The sequence below is a fragment of the bacterium genome, assembly GCA_024224155.1.
In the GTDB taxonomy this organism is placed as follows: domain Bacteria; phylum Acidobacteriota; class Thermoanaerobaculia; order Multivoradales; family JAHEKO01; genus CALZIK01.
This window is the reverse complement of sequence record JAAENP010000519.1, coordinates 1-20,595: the sequence shown is the minus strand read 5'-3', so window position 1 is coordinate 20,595 and position 20,595 is coordinate 1. Positions and strand designations below refer to the sequence as shown.

The 20,595-nt window shown below is 65.0% G+C and carries 20 protein-coding genes; 7 read left to right on the top strand and 13 right to left on the bottom strand.

What is annotated here, in order from left to right:
- The first annotated feature begins 9 nt into the window (after positions 1-9).
- Together GY769_24435 and GY769_24430 are read left to right on the top strand one after the other, a co-directional pair.
- The gene (locus GY769_24435) at positions 10-2,187 is read left to right on the top strand and encodes a prolyl oligopeptidase family serine peptidase (GenBank protein ID MCP4205069.1); all 2,178 of its coding nucleotides are present in this window, start codon (positions 10-12) and stop codon (positions 2,185-2,187) included.
- A gap of 10 nt (positions 2,188-2,197) precedes the next feature.
- Positions 2,198-2,638: a DinB family protein gene (locus GY769_24430; protein ID MCP4205068.1), complete on the top strand. Its 441-nt coding sequence runs from the start codon at positions 2,198-2,200 to the stop codon at positions 2,636-2,638.
- 155 nt (positions 2,639-2,793) lie between these two features.
- Here the strand turns inward: GY769_24430 and fabF are convergent, their stop codons facing one another.
- The 8 genes from fabF to GY769_24390 form a co-directional block, all read right to left on the bottom strand.
- Entirely contained in the window at positions 2,794-4,038 is a 1,245-nt protein-coding gene (fabF, locus tag GY769_24425; GenBank protein MCP4205067.1) for a beta-ketoacyl-ACP synthase II, read from the bottom strand.
- A gap of 50 nt (positions 4,039-4,088) precedes the next feature.
- Positions 4,089-4,328: an acyl carrier protein gene (acpP, locus tag GY769_24420; GenBank protein ID MCP4205066.1), complete on the bottom strand. Its 240-nt coding sequence runs from the start codon at positions 4,326-4,328 to the stop codon at positions 4,089-4,091.
- Between the two features lie 181 nt (positions 4,329-4,509).
- The gene (gene fabG, locus GY769_24415) at positions 4,510-5,259 is read right to left on the bottom strand and encodes a 3-oxoacyl-[acyl-carrier-protein] reductase (protein MCP4205065.1); all 750 of its coding nucleotides are present in this window, start codon (positions 5,257-5,259) and stop codon (positions 4,510-4,512) included.
- Positions 5,256-6,194, bottom strand: a complete 939-nt coding sequence (gene fabD / locus GY769_24410) for an ACP S-malonyltransferase (protein MCP4205064.1) — start codon at positions 6,192-6,194, stop codon at positions 5,256-5,258. The genes fabG and fabD overlap by 4 nt, the downstream gene beginning before the upstream one ends.
- Before the next feature lie 52 nt (positions 6,195-6,246).
- The gene (locus GY769_24405) at positions 6,247-7,227 is read right to left on the bottom strand and encodes a ketoacyl-ACP synthase III (GenBank protein ID MCP4205063.1); all 981 of its coding nucleotides are present in this window, start codon (positions 7,225-7,227) and stop codon (positions 6,247-6,249) included.
- Positions 7,224-8,276, bottom strand: a complete 1,053-nt coding sequence (gene plsX / locus GY769_24400; GenBank protein ID MCP4205062.1) for a phosphate acyltransferase PlsX — start codon at positions 8,274-8,276, stop codon at positions 7,224-7,226. The genes GY769_24405 and plsX overlap by 4 nt, the downstream gene beginning before the upstream one ends.
- 54 nt (positions 8,277-8,330) lie before the next feature.
- Positions 8,331-8,516, bottom strand: coding sequence for a 50S ribosomal protein L32 (gene rpmF / locus GY769_24395; GenBank protein ID MCP4205061.1), 186 nt, complete (start codon positions 8,514-8,516; stop codon positions 8,331-8,333).
- Between the two features lie 16 nt (positions 8,517-8,532).
- The gene (locus GY769_24390; GenBank protein ID MCP4205060.1) at positions 8,533-9,057 is read right to left on the bottom strand and encodes a DUF177 domain-containing protein; all 525 of its coding nucleotides are present in this window, start codon (positions 9,055-9,057) and stop codon (positions 8,533-8,535) included.
- 65 nt (positions 9,058-9,122) lie between these two features.
- On the opposite strand from GY769_24390, the gene GY769_24385 reads away from it, so the two are divergent.
- Genes GY769_24385 through GY769_24365 form a run of 5 tightly spaced genes read left to right on the top strand, consistent with a single transcriptional unit; the run spans position 9,123 to position 15,521 of the window.
- Complete coding sequence (locus tag GY769_24385) at positions 9,123-10,583, top strand: glycosyltransferase family 4 protein (GenBank protein ID MCP4205059.1); 1,461 nt, start codon at positions 9,123-9,125, stop codon at positions 10,581-10,583.
- A gap of 4 nt (positions 10,584-10,587) precedes the next feature.
- Positions 10,588-11,739 (top strand): glycosyltransferase family 4 protein, encoded by a 1,152-nt coding sequence (locus GY769_24380; protein MCP4205058.1) that lies wholly within the window; start codon positions 10,588-10,590, stop codon positions 11,737-11,739.
- Between the two features lie 50 nt (positions 11,740-11,789).
- Positions 11,790-12,935 carry a glycosyltransferase family 4 protein gene (locus GY769_24375; protein ID MCP4205057.1) on the top strand — a complete coding sequence of 382 codons (1,146 nt, stop codon included), beginning with the start codon at positions 11,790-11,792 and terminating at the stop codon, positions 12,933-12,935.
- Positions 12,928-14,088 carry a glycosyltransferase family 4 protein gene (locus GY769_24370; GenBank protein MCP4205056.1) on the top strand — a complete coding sequence of 387 codons (1,161 nt, stop codon included), beginning with the start codon at positions 12,928-12,930 and terminating at the stop codon, positions 14,086-14,088. The genes GY769_24375 and GY769_24370 overlap by 8 nt, the downstream gene beginning before the upstream one ends.
- Complete coding sequence (locus GY769_24365) at positions 14,085-15,521, top strand: undecaprenyl-phosphate glucose phosphotransferase (protein ID MCP4205055.1); 1,437 nt, start codon at positions 14,085-14,087, stop codon at positions 15,519-15,521. The genes GY769_24370 and GY769_24365 overlap by 4 nt, the downstream gene beginning before the upstream one ends.
- 69 nt (positions 15,522-15,590) lie before the next feature.
- On the opposite strand, the gene GY769_24360 is transcribed toward GY769_24365, so the two are convergent.
- The 5 genes from GY769_24360 to GY769_24340 all read right to left on the bottom strand — a co-directional run.
- Positions 15,591-17,702, bottom strand: coding sequence for a DUF3488 domain-containing protein (locus GY769_24360; GenBank protein ID MCP4205054.1), 2,112 nt, complete (start codon positions 17,700-17,702; stop codon positions 15,591-15,593).
- On the bottom strand, positions 17,699-18,706 hold the full coding sequence (locus GY769_24355) for a DUF58 domain-containing protein (GenBank protein MCP4205053.1): 1,008 nt from the start codon (positions 18,704-18,706) through the stop codon (positions 17,699-17,701). The genes GY769_24360 and GY769_24355 overlap by 4 nt, the downstream gene beginning before the upstream one ends.
- Complete coding sequence (locus tag GY769_24350; GenBank protein MCP4205052.1) at positions 18,706-19,686, bottom strand: MoxR family ATPase; 981 nt, start codon at positions 19,684-19,686, stop codon at positions 18,706-18,708. Before GY769_24350 ends, GY769_24355 begins: the two co-directional genes overlap by 1 nt.
- 37 nt (positions 19,687-19,723) lie before the next feature.
- On the bottom strand, positions 19,724-20,287 hold the full coding sequence (locus tag GY769_24345; protein ID MCP4205051.1) for a hypothetical protein: 564 nt from the start codon (positions 20,285-20,287) through the stop codon (positions 19,724-19,726).
- Between the two features lie 80 nt (positions 20,288-20,367).
- A partial coding sequence (locus GY769_24340; GenBank protein MCP4205050.1) for a hypothetical protein occupies positions 20,368-20,595 on the bottom strand: 228 nt, incomplete at its 5' end.

Here is a 20,595-nt window from a genome sequence, read left to right as displayed (position 1 = left end):
TATTCTCGGGTGACCATGAATCGCTTCACCGGCCCCCTATCCGTGCTGACCCTGGTTTTCCTCGCCTGCGGTTCGCCCTTCGACAAACACGAGAGCGGGCGCCTTCCCGCCCTCGACTTCGAGGTTCTGTTCGGGGACAACGCGGCCGGCCGCAAACCGGAGAAGCTGGCTTGGGCGCCGGACGGCCTGCGCCTAGCGTTTGCCTACGACGACGGCAAAGGGCTGGGGCTCTGGACCCTGAATCCCGACAGCGGCGAGCAGCGCCGGCACGTCGGTGCGCACGACGGCGAGCTCGGTGAGCTCGACGCCTTCCACTGGGCTCCCGACGGCCGCGCGCTACTGATCGAGTCCGGCGGAGACCTATTCCTCTTACCCCTTGAAGCGGACGCGCCCGATCGCCTGACCGCGACGCAGAGCGCGGAGGAGAATCCACACTTCTCGCCGGACGGCGGCCGCGTCGCCTTCGTTCGCGACAACGATCTCTGGGTTCTCGATCTCGAGTCCGGAGGCGAGCGCCGCTTGACCGAAGACGGCCGCGAGGGCCTGACGCTCAACGGCAAAACCGATTGGGTCTACTGGGAAGAGATCTGGGGCCGGCAGCAGAAGGGGCACTGGTGGAGCCCGGATGGCTCGCGAATCGCCTACTACAGGTTCGACGAGTCCTTGGTACGGGAGTACCCGCTGGTGGATTTCACTCAGCAGTACCCGGAGGTCACGCCCCAGAGGTACCCGAAGGCGGGCGAGGTCAATCCGACCGTGCAGGTGGGCGTGGTCGAGCTCGCCGCCGGCTCGACCCGGTGGCTGATCTCGAACTCCGAGGACGACAGCTACCTGGGACGCGTCGACTGGCTGCCCGACGGCAGCGGAGTCGCCATCCAGAGGCTCAACCGAGACCAGAATCGCCTCGAGCTATTGACTTGTCCGCTGCGTCGCGAGCCGTGCAAGCTCCTGCTCGAGGAAATGGCGAAGACCTGGGTCAACCTCACCGAAGACCTCAGGTTCCTGCCCGACGGCCGCTTCCTTTGGACCACCGAGGCGAACGGTTGGAGACGACTGTGGCTCCACGGCTCCGACGGAACGCCAATTCGTGAGCTCACTCCCGAAGGCTGGACGACGGAGCACGTCGACGAGCTCGTGGCGAGCGCGGAATCGGTGGTCTGGACCGGATATGAGACCCAGGGGCTGGGAGCGCTGCACCGAGCCGTTTTCTCGCAATCGTTGTCGGGCGAGGCTCCGGTGGCGATGTCGTCCGAAGGCACAACCGCCGTTGCCACCGTGGCGCGAGCATCCGGGCGCACCGCGATCCTGGAGAGCCGGTCCGACGTTCCTTTCACCGGCAAAGTCGTGGAGCTCTCCGGCCTTCACCTCGGCGATCTGCCGGTCACCGCCCCGGAGGGCTACGACCCGGTGCAGCTGCCAAGCTGGACGTTCCTGACGATCCCCGGCCCCGAGGGCTCCGAGCTCCCCGCTGCGCTGCTCGAGCCGAAGACGACCGGCTCGGGGGACAAGCGCCCGGTCATTCAATACCACTACGGCGGCCCGGCGTCCCAGGTCGTCAGTGACCGCTGGGGCACCCGGGGGCGCAACCTCTGGCACAAGCTGATGGCCGACCGTGGCTACGGGGTCCTCATGGTCGACAATTCCGGCTCCAATTACTTCGGCAAGCTCGGTGCCGATCGGCTGCACCGGCGCTTCGGCGAGGTCAACCTCGCGGCCCAGAAGGCCGGATTCGAGTATCTGAGAAGCCTGGGCTGGGTGGACCCCGATCGCATCGGCCTTTGGGGATGGTCGGGAGGCGGCTCGAACACCCTCTATTCCGCTCTCAACAGTCCGGGCACCTGGCGCGCGGCGGTGTCCGGGGCTCCGGTCACGAGCTGGCGCTTCTATGACTCGATCTGGACCGAGCGCTACCTCGACCACCCGCAAGACAACGCCGAGGGCTATGAGCAGTCTTCGGTCATCCACCACGCGGCGAAGCTCGAAGACGCTCTGCTGCTGGTTCACGGCACGGCCGACGACAACGTCCACCCGCAGAACACGTTCGCAATGGCCGCCAAGCTGGTCGCGGCTCAGAAACCCTTCGAGTTGGCGATCCACCCGCGTCAGAAGCACGGTTTCAAAGGCAAGGACTCGCGCCACTTCTACGAGCGGATGACACGGTTCTTCGACCGCGAGCTCGCGGACTAAGGAGACACTCTTGCACAACATCCTCTCGACAACCACGCGCCAGCTCGTGCGAAATCGTATCGGCTCTCTCGATGCCTCGATGAAGCCTCGGTGGGGCCGGATGAACGCCACCGCGATGCTCTCCCACTGTGCGGCACAGCTGCGCATGTCCCTGGGCGAGATCACGTGCAGACCCCGAAAGAGCATCTTCGGCAGGGCGCCGATCAAGCAGATGCTCGTCTACCTCGCGCCATGGCCCAAGAGCGCCCCCACGGCTCCGGAGCTGATCCGGGCAGAGGTCGAGACCTGGGAGGCCGAGAAGACCCAGCTACTGGATCTGATTGAGCATTTTGCCGAACGGATTCGCACCAGCTCCGCGCCTCACCCGATCTTCGGCAAGCTCTCGATCCGAGCCTGGGGCCGGCTCGCCTACCGCCACCTCGACCACCATCTGCGACAATTTGGCGTCTAGGACTGTCGGAGAGCAGACGGTCTCGGCCTCCCCGGTGCGGGGCCTGAAGGAGCGCCGCGTGCGCCCCGGAGTGAACCTCTCTTCGTTCGCGAAGGGGCGGCACCGGCGCGACACTCTCGATTCGGTCGACACTGAAGTCGACTCCTATACGGAGGCTAGCGGTCGAAGCGCGACATCGCGATCGCGCCGTTGGTGCCGCCGAAGCCGAAGGAGTTGGTCAGGGCGACATCGATCTTGGATTCGCGTGGCGTGTGCGGCACGAAATCGAGATCACAGTCCTCACTCGGGTTATCGAGGTTCAGCGTCGCCGGCATGACCTGATCGCGCAGGGCCAGGGCCAGGATCCCGGCCTCGAGACCACCGGCGGCGCCCAGCAGGTGCCCGGTCGCCGACTTGGTCGAAGACACCGCCAGCTCCTTGGCGCGCGCTCCGAACACGGCCTTGATCGCGGCTACCTCGCTCTCGTCGCCCAGCGGCGTCGAGGTGCCGTGAGCGTTGATGTAGTCGACGCGATCGCGGTCGATGCCGGCGTCATCGAGCGCACGCTCCATCACCTTGATCGCTCCCGCGCCCTCGGGATGAGGCGCCGAGACGTGATACGCATCTCCGCTCATGCCATAGCCCGAGATCTCGGCATAGATCGAAGCCCCTCGCTTGCTGGCGGCTTCCAGCTCCTCGAGGATCAGGACTCCGGCACCCTCCCCGATCACGAAGCCGTCTCGGTCCCGGTCCCAGGGCCGCGACGCTTTCTCCGGCTCGTCGTTGCGCGTCGAAAGCGCCTTCATCGAACAGAATCCGCCCACCGCAAGGGTGGTGATGGGCGCCTCGCTGCCACCGGCGAACATGGCATCGGCATAACCATGCTGGATTAGCCGAAAGGCATCGCCCACCGCGTGGAGCCCGGTTGTGCAGGCGGTCGCCGGGGCCGAATTCGGACCGGTTACGCCGTAGCGAATCGAAACCTGACCCGATGCCATGTTGACCGCCAGGCCCGGAATCAGAAACGGAGTGATCCGCCGCGGTCCCTTGGCGTCGAGGATTCGCAGGTTGCTTTCGATGGTCGACAGGCCGCCGATGCCCGAACCGATGATCACGCCGATGCGTTCGCGACCGACGTCGTCCAGCGGCAGCCCGGAATCCTGAAACGCCTCCTCGGCCGCCATCAGGGCGTACTGCATGAACGGATCGCTTCGGCGAACGACCTTCGAGTCCAGATACTTCGAAACGTCGAGGTCCGGAATCTCGCCGGCGATCTTGCTGGTGTATTCGGCGGTGTCGAAACGCGTATTGAGGCCGATCCCGCTCTTGCTGGCCAAGAGCGCGGTCCAGGTCGGCTGGGTGCCCACCCCCATGGGTGACACCAGGCCGATACCCGTTACGACGACGCGGCGGCGTTCCATTCGATCACCTCGTGCCGACGCCTCGAGTATCGCGTCGGCATCGGTTCCTTCTATTCAGAGCCGGCGTTCGCGGAGATGTAGTCGATGGCTTCCTGGACCTTGCCGATCTTCTCGGCATCCTCGTCCGGAATCTCGATCTTGAACTCCTCTTCCAGCGCCATCACCAGCTCGACCACGTCCAGGGAGTCTCCACCGAGGTCGTCGGTAAAACTCGCCTCCGCCGTGACCTGGTTTTCGTCAACCCCCAGTTGCTCCACGATAATGCTCTTTACTTTTTCTGCAACACTCATGTGTCGATCTCTCCTTGTAGATTCTTATAGCGGGCCGTCGCTCTCGATGTCGACTCCCAAGCCGGTGCCAGCAAACACTATTACGGCGTGAGCGGGAATGCTACCAGTCTTGGCCCGTCATGGAGAACAGCGGACCCGGGCCGAGAATTTCCCGGGCTCCGGGATGCCTCCTCGACCTCTCCTAGATATACAGCCCGCCCGAGATGTTGAGAACATGACCGGTAACGTAGCCCGCGGCGTCGCTGGCCAGAAAAACGGCGCCCGCCGCAATGTCCTCGACTTCGCCGAGGCGCTTGAGCGGAATCGAGGTCTCGAGCTCCTTGGCCGTTTCCTCGGGAAGGTCTTCGGTCATCGCGGTTCGGATGTAGCCGGGAGCTATGACGTTGACGGTGATGTTCCGGCTCGCGAGCTCGCGGGCCAGGGCCTTCGAAAAGCCGATCAGGCCCGCCTTGGCGGCGGCATAGTTGGCCTGCCCGGCGTTACCCATCAAGCCGACCACCGACGACACGTTGATGATCCTGCCCCAGCGCCTGCGCATCATGCCTCGCGCCAAGGCGCGGGTGACCGCGTAGGCGCCGGTCAGATTGGTTTTCAGCACGCGCTCCCACTGCTCGAGGTCCATCCGCACGAACAGATTGTCGGCGGTGATCCCGGCGTTGTTGACCAGAATGTCGATTGCGGCGAAGTCCTCGGGCAGCTGGCCGAGCCGATCGCCGACGGCCTCGGGCCGGGCCAGGTCGAGCGTATGGGCGAGCGCCTCGCCGCCCGCGGACCGCATCTCCTCGGCGAGCGCTTCGAGCTTGTCCTCGCTTCGAGCGACCAGCACCAGGCGCGCCCCCTGCGCCGACAGGCGGCGAGCGATGGCCGCGCCGATCCCCTGAGACGCTCCGGTCACCAGCGCGGTCTTGCCGTCCAATCTGAAGTCAGTCATGACGTAGCCTCCTCGGCGAGTTTCTCGAGTCCACTGGGCTCCGCGAGGCTCACGACCCTGGCCCCGGGCACGATCCGCCGAATCAAGCCGGACAGAACCGAGCCCGGGCCGATCTCGACAAAGGTATCGACCTCGAATTCGTCGCTCATTCGCTGCACCGATTCGACCCACCGGACGGGGTTGTCGACCTGCCGGCCGAGCGCTCCGCGGCATTCCGCTCCTTCGACGACCGGCGCGGCATCGACATTGTTGACGACCGGAACCCCGGGCTTGCCGAAGCCGGTCTCGGCCAGCAACGGCTCGAGCCCTGCACGGGCCGGCGCCATAAGCGGCGAGTGAAACGGCGCCGAGACCGGCAGCAAGACCGCCCGCTTGGCGCCGCGTGCCTTGGCGAGATCCACCGCCTTTTCCACCGCCGTGCTGTCACCGGCGATCACCGTCTGCACCGGCGCGTTGAAGTTGGCCGCGGCGCAGACCCCCACCGAGGAAGCCTCCCGGGCCAGATCTTCGACCGTGCCGGCGTCCAGTCCCAGAATCGCCGCCATCGCCCCTTCGCCTTCGGGCACGGCTTGCTGCATCAAGCGTCCGCGCTCTCGAACGAGCCCCACGGCGTCGGAGAACTCGAGCACTCCGGCGGCGACCAGGGCCGAGTACTCACCGAGGCTGTGTCCCGCGACGACCACCGGCTGGGGCAACCGGTCGTGCGCCGCCCGCAAGATCGCCACCGAAGTCGTCAGAATCGCCGGCTGTGTGTTCTCGGTGCGTTGGAGATCCTCGGCCGGACCCTCCCAGCACAGCCCGGCGAGCTCGATTCCGAGCGCACGGTCCGCCTCATCGAAAACCGCCTGCGCCGCCGGCGAGACCGACGCCCAACTCCGGCCCATGCCGACCTTTTGGGACCCCTGACCCGGGAACACGAAACCGACTTTTTGCACTGCGTCTCCTTACTTGCCGGCGCCGCACATGGCTTCCTACCGCCGCGACGCCTCACCAGCGAATCAGGCTGGCCCCCCAGGTGAGTCCCGAACCGAAGGCCGAGAGCAGCACCAGCTGGCCTTCATCGATCTTGCCGGAGCGATTGAGCTCGTCGAGCGCGATCGGAATGGAAGCGGCGGAGGTATTGCCGTAACGCTCGACGTTGACGTAGGTATGACCTTCGGGAATCGCCAGGCGCTGGCCGACGGCGTCGATGATTCTGCGGTTGGCCTGATGGGGAATGAACCAATCGACCTCGGCAGGAGAGACTCCGCATTGGTCGAGTACCTCGTTGCTGACATCGGCGAGCGACCGAACCGCTACTCGAAACGTCTCGTTGCCGCGCATGCGGATGAAGCCCAGGTCCGCTTCCGAGTCGAGTGACTTGAGTGGGTGCCGGCTGCCACCCACGGGCCGGTCGATCAGATGCCCGAGAGAGCCGTCGCTGTGCAGCGCGATGCCGAGCAGGCCCGGCTCCCCTTCCGCGGCGCGGACCACCACGGCGCCCGCGCCGTCACCGAAGAGAACGCTGGTGGAGCGTTCGGTGTAGTCGACGATCTTCGAAAGAACCTCGGCACCGATCACCACCGCGGTCTTGATGGTTCCGGCGTCGATCATGCTCCTGACGACTCCGAGGCCATAGATGAATCCCGTACAGGCCGCCGAAAGATCGAAGGCGGCGGCATTCTTGGCGCCAACCGCCTCCTGGACCTGGGTCGAAGTCGCCGGAAAGCTGGTGTCGGGCGTCACCGTCGCCACGATGATGAGGTCGACCTCCTCGCCGCCGACACCGGCCATCTGGAGAGCTTGCCGAGCAGCGGGGATCGCAAAGTCCGACAGCGCCTCCTCGTCCGAGGAGATCCTGCGTTCCTTGATTCCGGTTCGTGCGGTAATCCACTCGTCCGAGGTATCGACCATGCGCTCGAAATCGGCGTTGGTCAGGATCTTCTCCGGTACCGATCGCCCGGTACCAATGATGCGTGCGCGCTTCATGCCGGCACCTCTTCCGATCTGGGCTCCGGCCGGACCTCGGCCACACCCAGCACGGTTCTCTCTCGCGCGTGAAGCTCAGCCATCTTGTCCTCCATTTTCGCGTGCAAACCGGCTCGGGCGAAGGCCGCAGCCTGTCGAATCGCGCTGGTTACCGCGCGAGCCTCGGATCTGCCGTGACCGATGAAGCACCCGCCCCTGAGTCCCAACAGCGGCACCGCACCCGTCTCCTGGTAGTCCGTTCGCCGTCGCAGGTTATCGAGAGCGGGACGTCCGAACAGATAGGCGGCCTTCGATCGCAAATCGCGCGAAAGCTCTTCGCGGAGCATCCGGCCGAGCAGACTGGCCAATGCCTCGGCGCTCTTCAGCAGCACGTTGCCGACGAAACCGTCGCACACGACGACGTCGACGGAGCCCGTGAAGACGTCATGCCCCTCGACGTTGCCGACGAAGTTCAGTCCGGTTTCTTCGAGAACGGTAAACACCTGCTTGGTGATCTCGGTTCCCTTGACCGCTTCTTCGCCGATCGAGAGCAGCCCGATCCGTGGCCGCGGGGTGCCCAGAACGTCCTGAGCGTAGAAGTGCCCCATGACCGCGAACTCGCGCAGCTGGGCCGGCTTGGCATCGACATTCGCGCCGACGTCGAGAACCACGGTTCGACCCTGCTGGTTCGGAAACACCGCGGCCAGGGCCGGCCGATCCACGCCGGTGATGGTGCCCATGACCAGCTTGGCGGCCGCGAGCGCCGCGCCGGTGTTGCCGCAAGAAACGACCGCTTGGGCGTCGCCCGCACGCACCAGATTGCAGGCTACCCTGATCGAGGAGTCCCGCTTCTTGCGAATCGGCGTGGTCGCCGGCTCGTCCATGCCCACGACCTCGGAGGCGTCAACGATCTCCATGCGAGCGTGGTCGGCACCCAGCAACGGCGCCAGGGCCTCGCACCGGCCCACCAGGGCGATTCGAAGATCACCTTCCGCCAGGGCGTCGCGGACGCCAAGCACAACGGCCTCGGGAGCGTGATCGCCACCCATTGCGTCCACCGCAATCAGCATGGCCACCCCTCGCAGGAGGGCGCTCGGTGCTCTTCACTCACTGTCGAGCCGGGTTTAGAGCGACTCTTCGACGTCGATAACCTGCCGGTCGCGGTACTGACCGCAATGCGGGCAGGCGCGATGCGGGAGCTTGGTCTCGCCGCAGTTCGGACATTTCGACGCGGGCGGCGAGGTCAGGGCGTCGTGCGATCGACGTCGGTCTCGCCGGGCTTTGGAGGTTCTACGCTTGGGATTGGCCATCGGGGTTTCCTCGTTGCTAGTTTTCGAGTCGGTCGCGAAGAGCGGTCAGTGAGGCCCACCTGGGATCCACCACCTCGTCGCACTCACAGGAATCGACGTTGCGATCGATACCGCACTGGGGGCAAAGCCCGGCACAATCCTGCCGACACAATTGTCTCATAGGTACGTTCAGTTGAATTTGTTCGATCAGAATCGGATCGGTGTTCAGAATCTCGTCCTCGAGATAGAGCACGCCCAGATCCGATTCTTCGAGCTCCAGCTCGCCGACGACGGGCTCTTTGCTCTTGGGTTGAATGAGTAGTTCGACTTCGCTTTCTATCTCGCCCGGCGACCGCCCCAAACACCGAGGACATTCGAGAGCCTGTGAGTAGCGCAGTCGCGCGGTCAGCAAGAACCCCGAATTCGTTCGAGTGATCTCCCCTTCCCAGCCAACCTCACCAAGCTCGAGCAGCTGAGATCGCTCTAGGGACTCGACCGGAACGGAGCGATTCTCCTGCCAGTGGAACGGCTCGTCACCAATTTGATCGAGTCGAATCTCCATTGCCAGCCTCCGTGCCAGCCCGGGAAAGGCTACGAAAAGAAAGGGGTGGTGTCAACGAGCGTGCCTTGATCCCCGGCCGCGGTATCTGGGACGATGACCAGGCCCAGTCGGGGACTACCTTGTCTAGCGAAGATACCTCGCACACGAACGGCGCGGATGAGTGGACGCTGAGCCAGCGGATCAAGCGTGGGCTGTCCCGGCGCTTCCCGCGTCTGCGCATCGCCTTTGACATCACCCGCGGTTATATCGGCTGGGGGCGTGACCTGCTGCTCGCGTTTCTGAGCCTGCCACGCTGGAGCCGAACCGTCGGCTGGCTCCGCCGCGAGCTCGCGAGCCTCAGCGCTCGGCGCTCCGAAGAGCGCCTGACCGTCGGTATCGAGATCGCGTCATTCTGGGAACCGCTCACCGGCATCGGCTGGTATCTCTACCGGCTGCTCGAGCACCTGGCCGATCGCGACGACCTGCGTATTCGGCTCTACGGGCCCAGCACCGTCAGGAGCAGCGACTCGGAGGACCCGGTCGTCGTGCTCCCCGCCGGCCCCGCGATCGAGCTCGTTCAGAGAGAGGTCCCAGACGGACTGGCGCTTCCGGCCGGCCGGTTGATCGGCTGGCTTCGCAGGCTCGAGCCGCTCCTTATCGCCGCCGACGGCAACGACGTGCTCTTCGCCCCGAACTACTTTCTGCCGCGCAGATTCGACCTGGCCCGCGGCGCCCGCGTCGCCACGGTTCACGACCTGGGACTCAAGCACTTCGCCTGGACGCTCCGGCGAGAGACCCTCTTGGAGCTCAATGAGAAGTTCGAGCACGCGGTCTTCGAGGCGGCCCGGCTGATCACGGTCAGTGGCGCCATCAAGGAGGAACTGGTCGCCGAGGGTCTGGCCGACCCCGAGCGCGTGACGGTAGTCCACCACGGCCCGGGACAGCTGGCGACGGTCGAGCCCGGCGAGCTCCCGGCAGGGACACCCGGGGAGTTCGCACTTCACGTCGGGACCATCGAGCCGAGAAAAAACGTCGCCGGACTGCTCGACACCTGGCGCCACGTGCGCGAGCGTCTGGAGAACGCGCCCACGCTGGTTCTGTGCGGCAAGTTCGGATGGAAGACCGAGGCGGTACGCGCCAAGGTCGACGAGGCCGAGCGGCAGGGCTGGCTGCTTCATCTCGGATACGTGGAGGACGCCGAACTGGCGGCTCTTTACCGCGACGCCAGGGTGGTCGTCTTCCCGACACTGTACGAGGGCTTCGGTCTGCCGGCGGTCGAGGCTCTGTGGGCAGAGACGCCTCTCGTGTGCTCGGATCTCCCCGTGCTGCGTGAGGTCACCGGCGGAGCCGCGTTGTTCGCGCCTCCGGATCGGCCCGACCTCTTCGCCGAGCGAGTGATCGAGGCGCTCGAAAGCCACCAGGTCCGCTCGGACTTGATCTCCGCGGGCACGGCTCGTGTCCGGGAATTGTCCTGGACTACGGCCTCCGAGCTGACGGCGTCGGTGTGGGCCCAGGCCGCCGGCTCGAGCGGGAACGGCGTTGATTGAGGACATGGCGAGCTCACCGAAGATCGCGGTCGACCTGAGAGCCCTCGTCGGCCGGCCCAGCGGCATCGGCTTCTTTACGCTCTCGCTCCTGGTCGAGCTGGCGCGCCGCGGTCGCGCCCGCTACCTGGGCATGGCCCAGGCGCCGGTCTACGGCGAGGACACGCTCAGCGCTGCCGGCGTCAAGGTCGAATACCACGGCGCTCCTTTGGGACTGATCTGGCAGCAGCTGGTTCTACCGCGCCGGCTTCGCGCTGCCGACGTCGACCTCCTCTGGTCGCCGTTGTTGACCCTCCCCCTGGCTCTGGAGATGCCCTCCGTGGTCACCATTCACGATCTGACTCCGCTCCTGTTTCCCGAAACCCACAGTCTCAAGGTAAGGACGTCCTTCGTGCCGTTCATCCGGCCCACCGTGGAGTCGGCGCACACCGTGGTGACCGATTCGCAGGCAACGGCGGCGGATCTGCGCGTTCAGTTTCCACAGACGCACGACAAGGTCGAGGTGGTCTATCCGGGGATCGACACGGTTTTCAAGCCCGCGGCGGCAGAAGACATCCAGGCGTTCCGCTCCGAGCTCGGGTGCCCCGATGGCTATGTCCTCTTCGTCGGCACGCTCGAGCCGCGCAAGAACCTGCCGCTGCTGCTCGAAGCCTGGGCCGGGCTCAAGACATCCGACCCGGCGACTCCACCGCTGGTTCTGGTCGGATCGTACGGCTGGAAGAGCCGATCCCTGCTGAAGCGGATGCGCTCGCTCGAACCGCTCGGCCTGCGCTATCTGGACCATCTCGATCGCACACGACTGGTGCGACTGATCCAGTCGGCGCGGCTCTTGACCCTGCCCTCACTCTACGAGGGTTTCGGGCTGCCGGCGGCGGAGGCCATGGCCTGCGGAGTGCCGACCGTGGTCGCCAATACCTCCAGCCTCCCCGAGGTCGTGGGCGATGCCGGACTCCTGGTCGAGCCCGACGACGGCTCCGAGCTGGCCGCGGCGATAGCCCGCGTCCTGCGCGATGAAGGCCTCGCCGCGGAGCTCTCGGCCCGCGGCATCGAGCGCGCCCAGCGCTTCTCGTGGAGCCGGGCCGCTCGAGAAATGGAAGCCATCTTCGACCGCGCTCGGGAACAGCCGCGGGCCCCGCGACCCCTCTCGGGGCTCCAGTAGAATCTGTTCCGGCGGCGTGCCCTGACGAGTCGCTCCCCGGTGAACCCACCATGGCCTACCGCATAGGAATCGACGCTCGCAAGCTCACCGACTTCGGCATCGGCACCTACATCCAGAACCTATTGCCCGCGCTGGCACGCGTCGACAGCCGGAACCAGTACCTCATCTTCGCGCGCCCCGAGCACGCGGACTTTGTCGCCGAGCTTCCCGACAACTTCCGGTTCGTCTCCGAGAAAGCCAAAGGGTACACGGCCCGGGAGCTGGTCGCGCTGCCCTGGCAGATCCTGCGGCGGCGACTGGACCTCTTCCACGCGACTCACTACGTCCTGCCCTACCTGGTCGCCTGCAAGACCGTGGTCAGCATTCACGACATCATTCACATGCTGTACCCCGAGTTCCTGCCCAATCGTCTGGCTCACGTCTACGCCAGCACGATGATCCGTCACGGTCTGTCGCGAGGAGACCGGATCATCGCCAGTTCGCAGAACACCAAGAACGACCTGCTCGAGACCTTCCACATCGACGGCCGCAAGATCGAAGTCGTCTATCTCGGAGTTCCGCGGCGTTTCCGTGCACGCATCGGTGACGAAGCCGCCGCCGAGGTGCTGAAGCGACTCGGCCTCACCAAACCCTACGTGCTGTTCGTGGGCAACCCCAAGCCGCACAAGAACCTCACCAACGTGCTGAGCGCTTTCGCCCGTTCCCGGGAGATCAAGGATTTCGAGGCCGATCTCGTTTGTGTGGGCGACAGTGGCAAGAAGGCCTTCAGGATTCAGCAACAGGCGAAAAGCCTCGGTATCGGCAGTCATCTCAAACTGGCCGGCCGAGTCTCGAACGCGGATCTTCCCGCGATCTACCAACAGGCATCCCTGTTCGTCTATCCGACCCTCTACGAGGGATTCGGCTTCCCGATCGTCGAGGCCATGGCGAGCGGCGTGCCCGTGGTCACCTCGAACAAGTCGGCCCTCAAGGAAGTGGCCGAGGGCTACGCCGATCTCGTCAACCCGCTCGACGTCGAGGAAATGGCCGGAGCCATCGCTCACTGCATGACCGATCCGGAGCACCGAAACGCCCTCGCTCGACTGGGCCTGCGCCGCGCCGAGGACTTTCGCTGGCAGCGCACGGCCAAGAAGACCCTCGCGATTTACCTGAGTGTGCTTGGAGCCTCGGCCGAGACCGAGAGAGCTCTTGTCTGAAGCTACCGCATTCGCCGGACCTCCGGCAGCGCCTCGCGCAGCGCTGGTTCATGACTGGCTGACCGGAATGCGGGGCGGCGAGAAGGTCTTGCAGTGCTTCGCCGAGCTCCTGCCCCAGGCGCCCATCTACAGCCTGTTTCACTTTCCGGGCAGCCTCGACCCCGCGCTCGAAGAGCGGGATATCCGAACCAGCTATCTCCAGCACCCGGCCGGCTGGATCCCCAACTACCGCTACTTGCTGCCTCTCTTCCCCCGCGCGATCGAATCCTTCGATCTCTCGGGATTCGATCTCGTCGTTTCGATCAGCACGTGCGTCGCCAAGAGCGCGATCCGAGGCCCAAACGGCTTCCACATCTGCTACTGCAACACCCCGATGCGCTACGTCTGGGATCAGCAGAAGGCCTACTTCCCGGACGATCGAGGCCCGGTTGCCGCGATCCGAAACCGCCTGCTCGAGCGTCTGCGCAGGTGGGACGTCGCTACCGCACCGCGAGTGGACCAGTACGTCGCCAATTCGACCTTCGTCGCCGACCGGATACGCCGCTACTACGATCGAGGCGCGATCGTCGTTCATCCTCCGGTCGATGTCGAGCACTTCACTCCGGCGAATCGCGGAACCGACCGCGCACCCGGCGCCGACCCGTACGCGCTCGTGGTCTCGGCGCTGGCTCCGTACAAAAAGATCGACGTCGCGATCAAAGGGTGCGCGCGGGCCGGCATACCTCTCAAGATCGTCGGCACCGGCCCCGAGCACGACCGGTTGCTGGCCCTTGCCGGAGACCGCGTCGACTTCCTCGGCTGGCAAGGACCGGACGAGCTTCGGGATCTCTACCGCCGCGCCACCTGCCTGCTCCAACCGGGCATTGAAGACTTCGGTATCGCGCCGGTCGAGGCCCTCGCCTGCGGCTGCCCGGTAGTGGCTCTGGGAGTAGGCGGCGTACTGGATATTGTCGAGCCCGAGCGTCACGGCATCCTCTATGATGGCGAGGGCGACCCCGCGGCTCTCGCGGTCGCGATTGACAAATGCCGCGAACTGCGCTTCAATTTTCTGGATCTGAGAGATCGGGCCCATAAGTTCTCGGCTCAGCGATTCCGCGACGAGATGTCGGATCTCTTTTTCGAAGCCAACCACCGCCCGGAGGAGAATTCGTGATTTCCAGGCGATACCGTTACATCAGTCTGGTTTACGTGGCGAGCGATGTGCTCGCGACGATTCTGGCCTTCTTCCTGGCCTGGCAGCTGCGCTTTTCCACCGACTCCCTCAAGTTCGCTAGCACCGACATCCCCGCCTTCAGCCGCTACCTCGTTCTCCTGCCTGTGGCATTGGTGCTGTGGGTCATCGTCTTCTATTTCCACGGGCTCTATCAAGCGCGTCGCGGCCGCAGCGGTGTCGACGAAGCCCTCACGGTCACCGTCGCGGTGATCCTGGGCATGGTCTTGCTCACGGTGTTCATTGTCTGGAACAAGCAGGTCGTGATGGGCCCCTCGGACACTCCGGTGGTGTTCACCTATAGCCGCGTCTTTCTCGCCCTGTTCGCCACGCTCGACGTGGCCCTGGTCACCGCCGGCCGCCTGGTCATCCGCGGCCGGCTGCGGTCGTTGCGGCGCAAGGGCCACAACCTCCAACGGATCCTGGTCGTCGGTGCGGGCGTGCTGGGCCAGGACGTCGCCCGCAAGCTCCAGGCGCACGAAGAGCTCGGGTTTCGCGTCGAGGGCTTTGTCGACGACGACCCGGCCAAGCTCGGCCAGCGCTTCAACGGCGCCCCGGTGGTCGGAACGCTGGACGAGATCGACGAACAGATTCAGGAGCTGGGCGTGGATCAGGTCTATGTCGCCATGCCGCTCGAAGCGCACACAAGAATCCTCGAGGTTCTGCGCGTCGTCGGCAGCGAGTGCGTCGACGTCAAGATGGTCCCGGACATCCTCCAGTACGCCACCCTGCGCGCCCAGTTCGAAGACCTCGACGGAACACCCGTCATCAACCTGTCCCAGGTCCCGTTGCGCGGCTGGAGCAGCCTGGTCAAGCGGGGCATGGACATGGCCATCGCCGCCGTCGCCGTCGCCGGGCTGGCACCCTTTCTCCCGCTGGTCGCGGCCGCGATCTGGATCGAAGACAAGGGACCGATTTTCTACCGTCAGGAGCGCATGGGCCTGGACGGCAAGCCGTTCTGGATCTGGAAGCTGCGCTCGATGCGCGCCAACGCCGAGTCCTCCACCGGCCCGATCTGGGCGATCCAAGACGATCCGCGCCGTACTCGCGTCGGCTCGTTCTTGCGCCACTGGTCGATCGACGAGCTACCGCAGCTGTGGAACGTGCTCAAGGGCGAGATGTCGATCGTGGGACCACGCCCCGAGCGGCCGGCCTTCGTCAAGGAGTTCAAGCACCAGATCCCTCAGTACATGCTCCGGCACAAGGTCAAGGCCGGGATCACCGGATGGGCGCAAGTGCACGGCTGGCGCGGCAACACCTCCATTCGCAAGCGCATCCAGTACGACCTGTACTACATCGAGAACTGGTCGCTCGGCCTCGACATCAAGATCTTGTGGCTGACGCTCCGCCACGGCCTGCGTCACAACGCCTACTAGACTGCCACCCCCGATTCGCTCCCGCGGCAAGGCGAACCGGGGCCGCCACCGATTCGCCGCAGTCCCTCCTCAGGCGGTCTTGCGGAGCTTCTTCCTGGCTTCCATCAGCGCCTTCTTGACCTCGTCGAGCTCGGTCTCGCTCAGGTCCTCCCCGGCGAAGCTCTCTCGCAGGTACTGCGAAACGATGAAGCGGGTCTCGTCCGCCGCCTCCGGATAGCGCTCCACCAACCGCTCCTCGAGACGCAACGGACCGACCCAACCGGGCACGCTGTCGGCTCGGCGCGGGGCAGCCTTGAAACGTAGAGCCCGATAGGCCTTGGTGGCCGAGAACGGCTCGCGCCGCCAGATGTACCAGATCGCCATCGCCAACAGGAGCACGAGGAAGGGCGCGACGCGCCAAGCCGTCAGAAGCGGTGCGTCCGGATCGTCGGCGTCAGCCTCTTCCTCCTCGGGCTCGGCGCTCTCCAACACATCCTGTTCCTCGGGGCTTGTCTTCTCGTCGGCACGGCTCAACGATTGCCAGAACCGGAGCCATGCGTTTCTGAGACCCACGAAGACGTCCACCTGATCGCCGAAACCATAGGTGAGCACGTAACGATCCCAGCGAAAGAGCAAGTAGTCGTAGGCCTGGGCCATCAAGGTGGCAAAACCCGTTCGCCCGGACTGCGGACGAGCATCGGCGGGCGTCGGATCGAAAACCACCCAGCGGCCCGACTCACCCTGCCCCCCGTCGGCGGCCTCGTCGGCGGGTAGGAAGGCCTCGACCCAGGCGTGGGCGTTCGACTGGCGCACGATGAAGTACTCCTCCAGCGGGTTGTAGTCACTGCCCAGGTAGCCAGTGGCCATGCGCGCGGCGACACCCTGGGAACGCAGCAGCAGCACCATCGCGGAAGCGAAGTACTCGCAATGCCCCTGTTTGGTGTCGAAGAGAAACCGCTCGACCGGCCGCCCACCGCTGTTGACCGGCTCGAGCGAGTAGCGATACTCGCTTCTCAGATAGAGCTCGAGATGCCGGATCCTCTCCTCGAGACCGCCGCTACCCATCACCGTCGCGGCCAGCTCGGCCATGCGCGGCGACACCCGGGACGCATCCAACTCCGAAGGCCGGCTTCGATCTCGGTGCCAACCGGTAACCACCGGCTCCACGGTCATGCCGGCTCGGTACTCGACGATGCCCGGTTTCGGGAACAGAAAACGAGCCTCTCCCGAGCCGTCCAGGGACACTCCGTTCCGGGGCATGTCGACGACGGTGGCCTCGACCGGCAGAACGATGCGACCGTTGCCCTGGCGCAGCCAGACCTTCATCCAGCTGATCGGGAACTGATCCACGAGATGAAAGAAACCGTCCAGATCGCGCAACACCCTGGCCGACCGCCTCGGTTCACGACGCCAACCACCTTCGGAATAGGAATCGTAGGTGGTGGCCTTGAATCGCATCTCGGTTCCCGGAGGCGGCGGTGTTTCATAGGTGAACCTGAACACCACCGTGCGCGTCGATCGCACACGATCGATCATGCCGAGCTCGAGCCGGTCGGAGAATCCCGAGGCCTGAACGACGCCACCGGTAACGCCGGTGGGCATATACACATAGGGCTGGCGTAACCTGGGCATCAGGAAGAACAGCGGCACGGCGGCGACGACGCTGAGCAGCACCGTGCCGGTCAGGAAGCGCTGCAGAGGTACCTCCGGCTCGCCGGTGGCCCTCGAGAGCGTCGACACCGTGTGCAGCCCGGCAAAACGGATCAGGGTGAGCGCTGCCAGCGAGCCGAAGCCGATCAAGTAGACGATCACCGCGGGATGAACGCTCGTTCCCATCGACGCAATGAAAAGAAAGAAGAGGCCGAGGAAAAGGTGCCACTTGTCTTTTTCTCGGCGCAGCGCGAAGAGCTTGACCGCCATCGCGTACATGGCCAGGTGAATCAACGGCGGCAGCATCCGCCCGACTCTCAGGTCCGACACATCGGCGAGCAGGAATGGGATGTAGAGCAGCCCCAGCAGATTCATGACCCAGTAAGGCAAGACTCCGTCGGCGCCGCGGCTCGTGCGATAGAGAAACAGCGCCGCGGCACCGCAAAAGGCCAGCACCGGCGCCCATCCGACGACCTCGTTGAAAGGCAGCGGCAGCGGCGCGATCAGCATCAACAGCCCGAGAAGCCAGGATTTCTCGCGATAGAACCTCACGAGGCTCGTCGCTCCTCATCCCAGCCCAGGCGCAGTTCCGAGGCCCCCCGCCTTCCGCTCCAGAGAGGCTGGGATTGACGCGGAACCGCCTCGAGCAAAGCCAGAGCGGTCAGAATGCGCTGCCGTTGAATCCGGCCCCCGGCATGCGGGATCGCTTCGCTGCGGGTTGTGAACGCCACCTCATAGCCCTCGGCCAAATAGTGAACGGCCGCGCTCGCGGCTTCGCTCAAGAGACGCTCGAACCGAGCGGACTCGGCCGGGTCGGAGAGCTTGCCCACCGCGTTGTCCAAGAGAATCGCCAACCGCAGGCCTTCCTCGGCCTCGCGCTCCATGAAAATCAACTCTCCGGTCCTCGCCGTACGCTTCCAGTGGATACCGCGCGGATCGTCCCCCTGGCGAAACGCCCTCAGCGTCCTCAGTTCCTGGCTCCAGCCGACCTTTCGCGAGGGCTCGTCGCCGACCTGGAAGGGATCGAAATGGCGCAAGCCGCTGGCCGGAAAGATCTCGGGATAGACCAGGATCTCGAGACCCGCCGGATAACGCATCGCCTTCTCGAACAGGCCGAGTGGGAAGACCGAGCTCAGCCGAACGTTCTCAAACCGGTGCAAACCGCGACGCTTGATCAGGAAGGCCAAGCTCTCGACGGTCGATTGGCACTTGGGCAAGAACGGAATCAACAGGGTATCGGTCTCGGGCAGTCCGCCGATGGCCACATAGCGGCGTGCGAAAAGCCGGTCGGCGTTGTTGACCGTGAGCGGGATCGAGAACACCTGTCCTGCGTGCACTTCGGGCGCCGCGCCGAAGTCGAGAGCGAGGCGGCTCAGGTTGCGCTTCGAGGCCAGACCGGAGATCGCGAGCAGTCCCAGCATCACCGCGTCGACCAGGTAGAGCGCGTTGTTGCCGGTGTTGGCGGCGGCCACCCCGATGATCAGGGTGATCCCGATGTACCAGACTCCGACTTTCGTGATCCGGACGCGCTCGAGCTTGGCCTCGGGAGATCGCACTATATGGGAACCGCGATGCGGCGAACGATCCCTTTCACGGCCTCCCGGCATGCCTCCAGAGTCGTGGCCCCGCCCTTGAGAACAACCCGGTGCGAAAGGACCGGACCCGCAAGTCGTTGGAGGTCGTCGGGCACGACGCAATCCCGGCCCTCGCACAGAGCCATCGCCTGCGCCGCGCGCAGATAGTTCTCGACGCCCCGCGTCGAAACGCCCAGCAGAAACTGCTGCGACGATCGGGTCTCACGGGCCAGCTCGAGGAGGTAGTCGGCGATCTTGTCGGCGACTCGCACCTCCTCGACCCGACGCTGCAGCTCGAGCACCTCGTCGCGGCTGACGGTGGCTTCGAGACCGGCCAGCTTGTCCTGGACGCCACCGGTGAGAAGCAGGCTCTTCTCCTCCTCCTGGGGTGGGTAGCCCAGCCGCAGGGACATCATGAAGCGATCCAACTGCGACTCCGGCAGCGGGAAGGTGCCGACGTACTCGAGCGGGTTCTGGGTGGCCATGACTACGAACGGCTCGGGCAGGTGGTGGCGAACCCGATCGACGCTCACCCGGCGCTCACTCATCGCCTCCAGAAGCGCCGATTGCGTCTTCGGGCTGGTCCGGTTGATCTCGTCGGCCAGCACCACATTCGAAAAAACCGGACCGGGGATGAACTCGAAGTCCTGTTGAGTCTGACGAAAGACCGAGATGCCCAGAATGTCCGAGGGCAGAAGGTCGCTGGTGAACTGAATCCGCTGGAACGCCAGGCCCAGGGAGCGGGCCAGCGCCTGGGCGAGCGTGGTCTTGCCGACGCCCGGAACGTCCTCGATGAGCATATGCCCGCGCGCCAGCAGGCAGACCACCGCCTGGCGGATGACCTCGGGCTTGCCCTTGACGACCGAGCCCACCTGGGCCTCGAGCCGCCGAATGATCTGACTCGCTCGGGTCTGGTCGCCGCCCGCCGGAAGCGGCACGCTGGTCGCGCTGGATACGGTCATATCTGTTTTCTACGTTCGGCGAGCGAATTTCGTTCGGTTAGCCGCCGAGCCCGGCAAACTCCTTGTACTGTCCCCGCTCTTCGGGCGGCACGTAGGAACGCACATCGACGCTGAAGCCGTCTCCCTCGGCGTAGTCGATGTCCTCGAGAACGTGGGTGAACTGGCTTCCCGTGGCCTTGGGCAGCTCGGAGGTATCGACCCAGACCTTCCAGCTGTCCTTGAGCACCTCCTGGGCGTCGACCATCTCGAGATCCAGAGTGATCCCAGGCAGCTTCTCGGGACTGTCGTGTTGGATCAGGATATCCACGCGCACGGTCTGCAGCGTCGGAACGGCTGCCACGGCTTCTACTTCGGGCTCGATCGCGGCGGCGGGAGCGTCTTCCGTTTCCGTCATCGGCATCTCGCCCTCGCCTTCGACCATCTCTTCTTCGAGCACTTCCGCGGCGGCGGGCACGGCATCGACGATGATGCCGATCACCCGGGCCTTGTAGTAGGTGCGCAGCTTGGCGACGCGCTCTTCGGGGCTCTTGGGGCAGCCCGCCAGGACCAGGGCCACGAGCGGCAATAGGAGCGCCAGTCGGAAGTATCTTTTTGTCTTCATAAACCCCTCCTTCGACGGCCCGAACCGGCCCCACCGCTCGGATCTCGGGGATCGTAGCGGCGGAGCGAGCGCTGGGCTGTCTAATTCTTCACATGGTTTGGACTCCGGGGCGAACGGTCACGTGAGTTTTCCCAGGTGTGTTTCAGGTGCCCCGCGAGGATTATCTCCGGCTCCAGCTCGACGCCGAAGCGCCGTTTCACGGAATGATAGGCGGCCAGCATCAACTCGAGCACGTCGCTTGAGCTCGCTCCACCGGTGTTGACGATGACGTTGCCGTGCTTGGGACTGATCTGAGCGCTTCCGGCCTC

Excerpts from the sequence above, each read along its gene's own strand:
- acpP (MCP4205066.1), bottom strand. The coding sequence starts at position 4,328 with ATGAGTGTTGCAGAAAAAGTAAAGAGCATTATCGTGGAGCAACTGGGG.
- GY769_24375 (MCP4205057.1), top strand. The coding sequence starts at position 11,790 with ATGGCCTACCGCATAGGAATCGACGCTCGCAAGCTCACCGACTTCGGC.
- fabG (MCP4205065.1), bottom strand. The coding sequence starts at position 5,259 with ATGACTGACTTCAGATTGGACGGCAAGACCGCGCTGGTGACCGGAGCG.
- plsX (MCP4205062.1), bottom strand. The coding sequence starts at position 8,276 with ATGCTGATTGCGGTGGACGCAATGGGTGGCGATCACGCTCCCGAGGCC.
- GY769_24380 (MCP4205058.1), top strand. The coding sequence starts at position 10,588 with ATGGCGAGCTCACCGAAGATCGCGGTCGACCTGAGAGCCCTCGTCGGC.
- GY769_24405 (MCP4205063.1), bottom strand. The coding sequence starts at position 7,227 with ATGAAGCGCGCACGCATCATTGGTACCGGGCGATCGGTACCGGAGAAG.
- GY769_24345 (MCP4205051.1), bottom strand. The coding sequence starts at position 20,287 with ATGAAGACAAAAAGATACTTCCGACTGGCGCTCCTATTGCCGCTCGTG.
- GY769_24390 (MCP4205060.1), bottom strand. The coding sequence starts at position 9,057 with ATGGAGATTCGACTCGATCAAATTGGTGACGAGCCGTTCCACTGGCAG.
- GY769_24350 (MCP4205052.1), bottom strand. The coding sequence starts at position 19,686 with ATGACCGTATCCAGCGCGACCAGCGTGCCGCTTCCGGCGGGCGGCGAC.
- rpmF (MCP4205061.1), bottom strand. The coding sequence starts at position 8,516 with ATGGCCAATCCCAAGCGTAGAACCTCCAAAGCCCGGCGAGACCGACGT.
- fabF (MCP4205067.1), bottom strand. The coding sequence starts at position 4,038 with ATGGAACGCCGCCGCGTCGTCGTAACGGGTATCGGCCTGGTGTCACCC.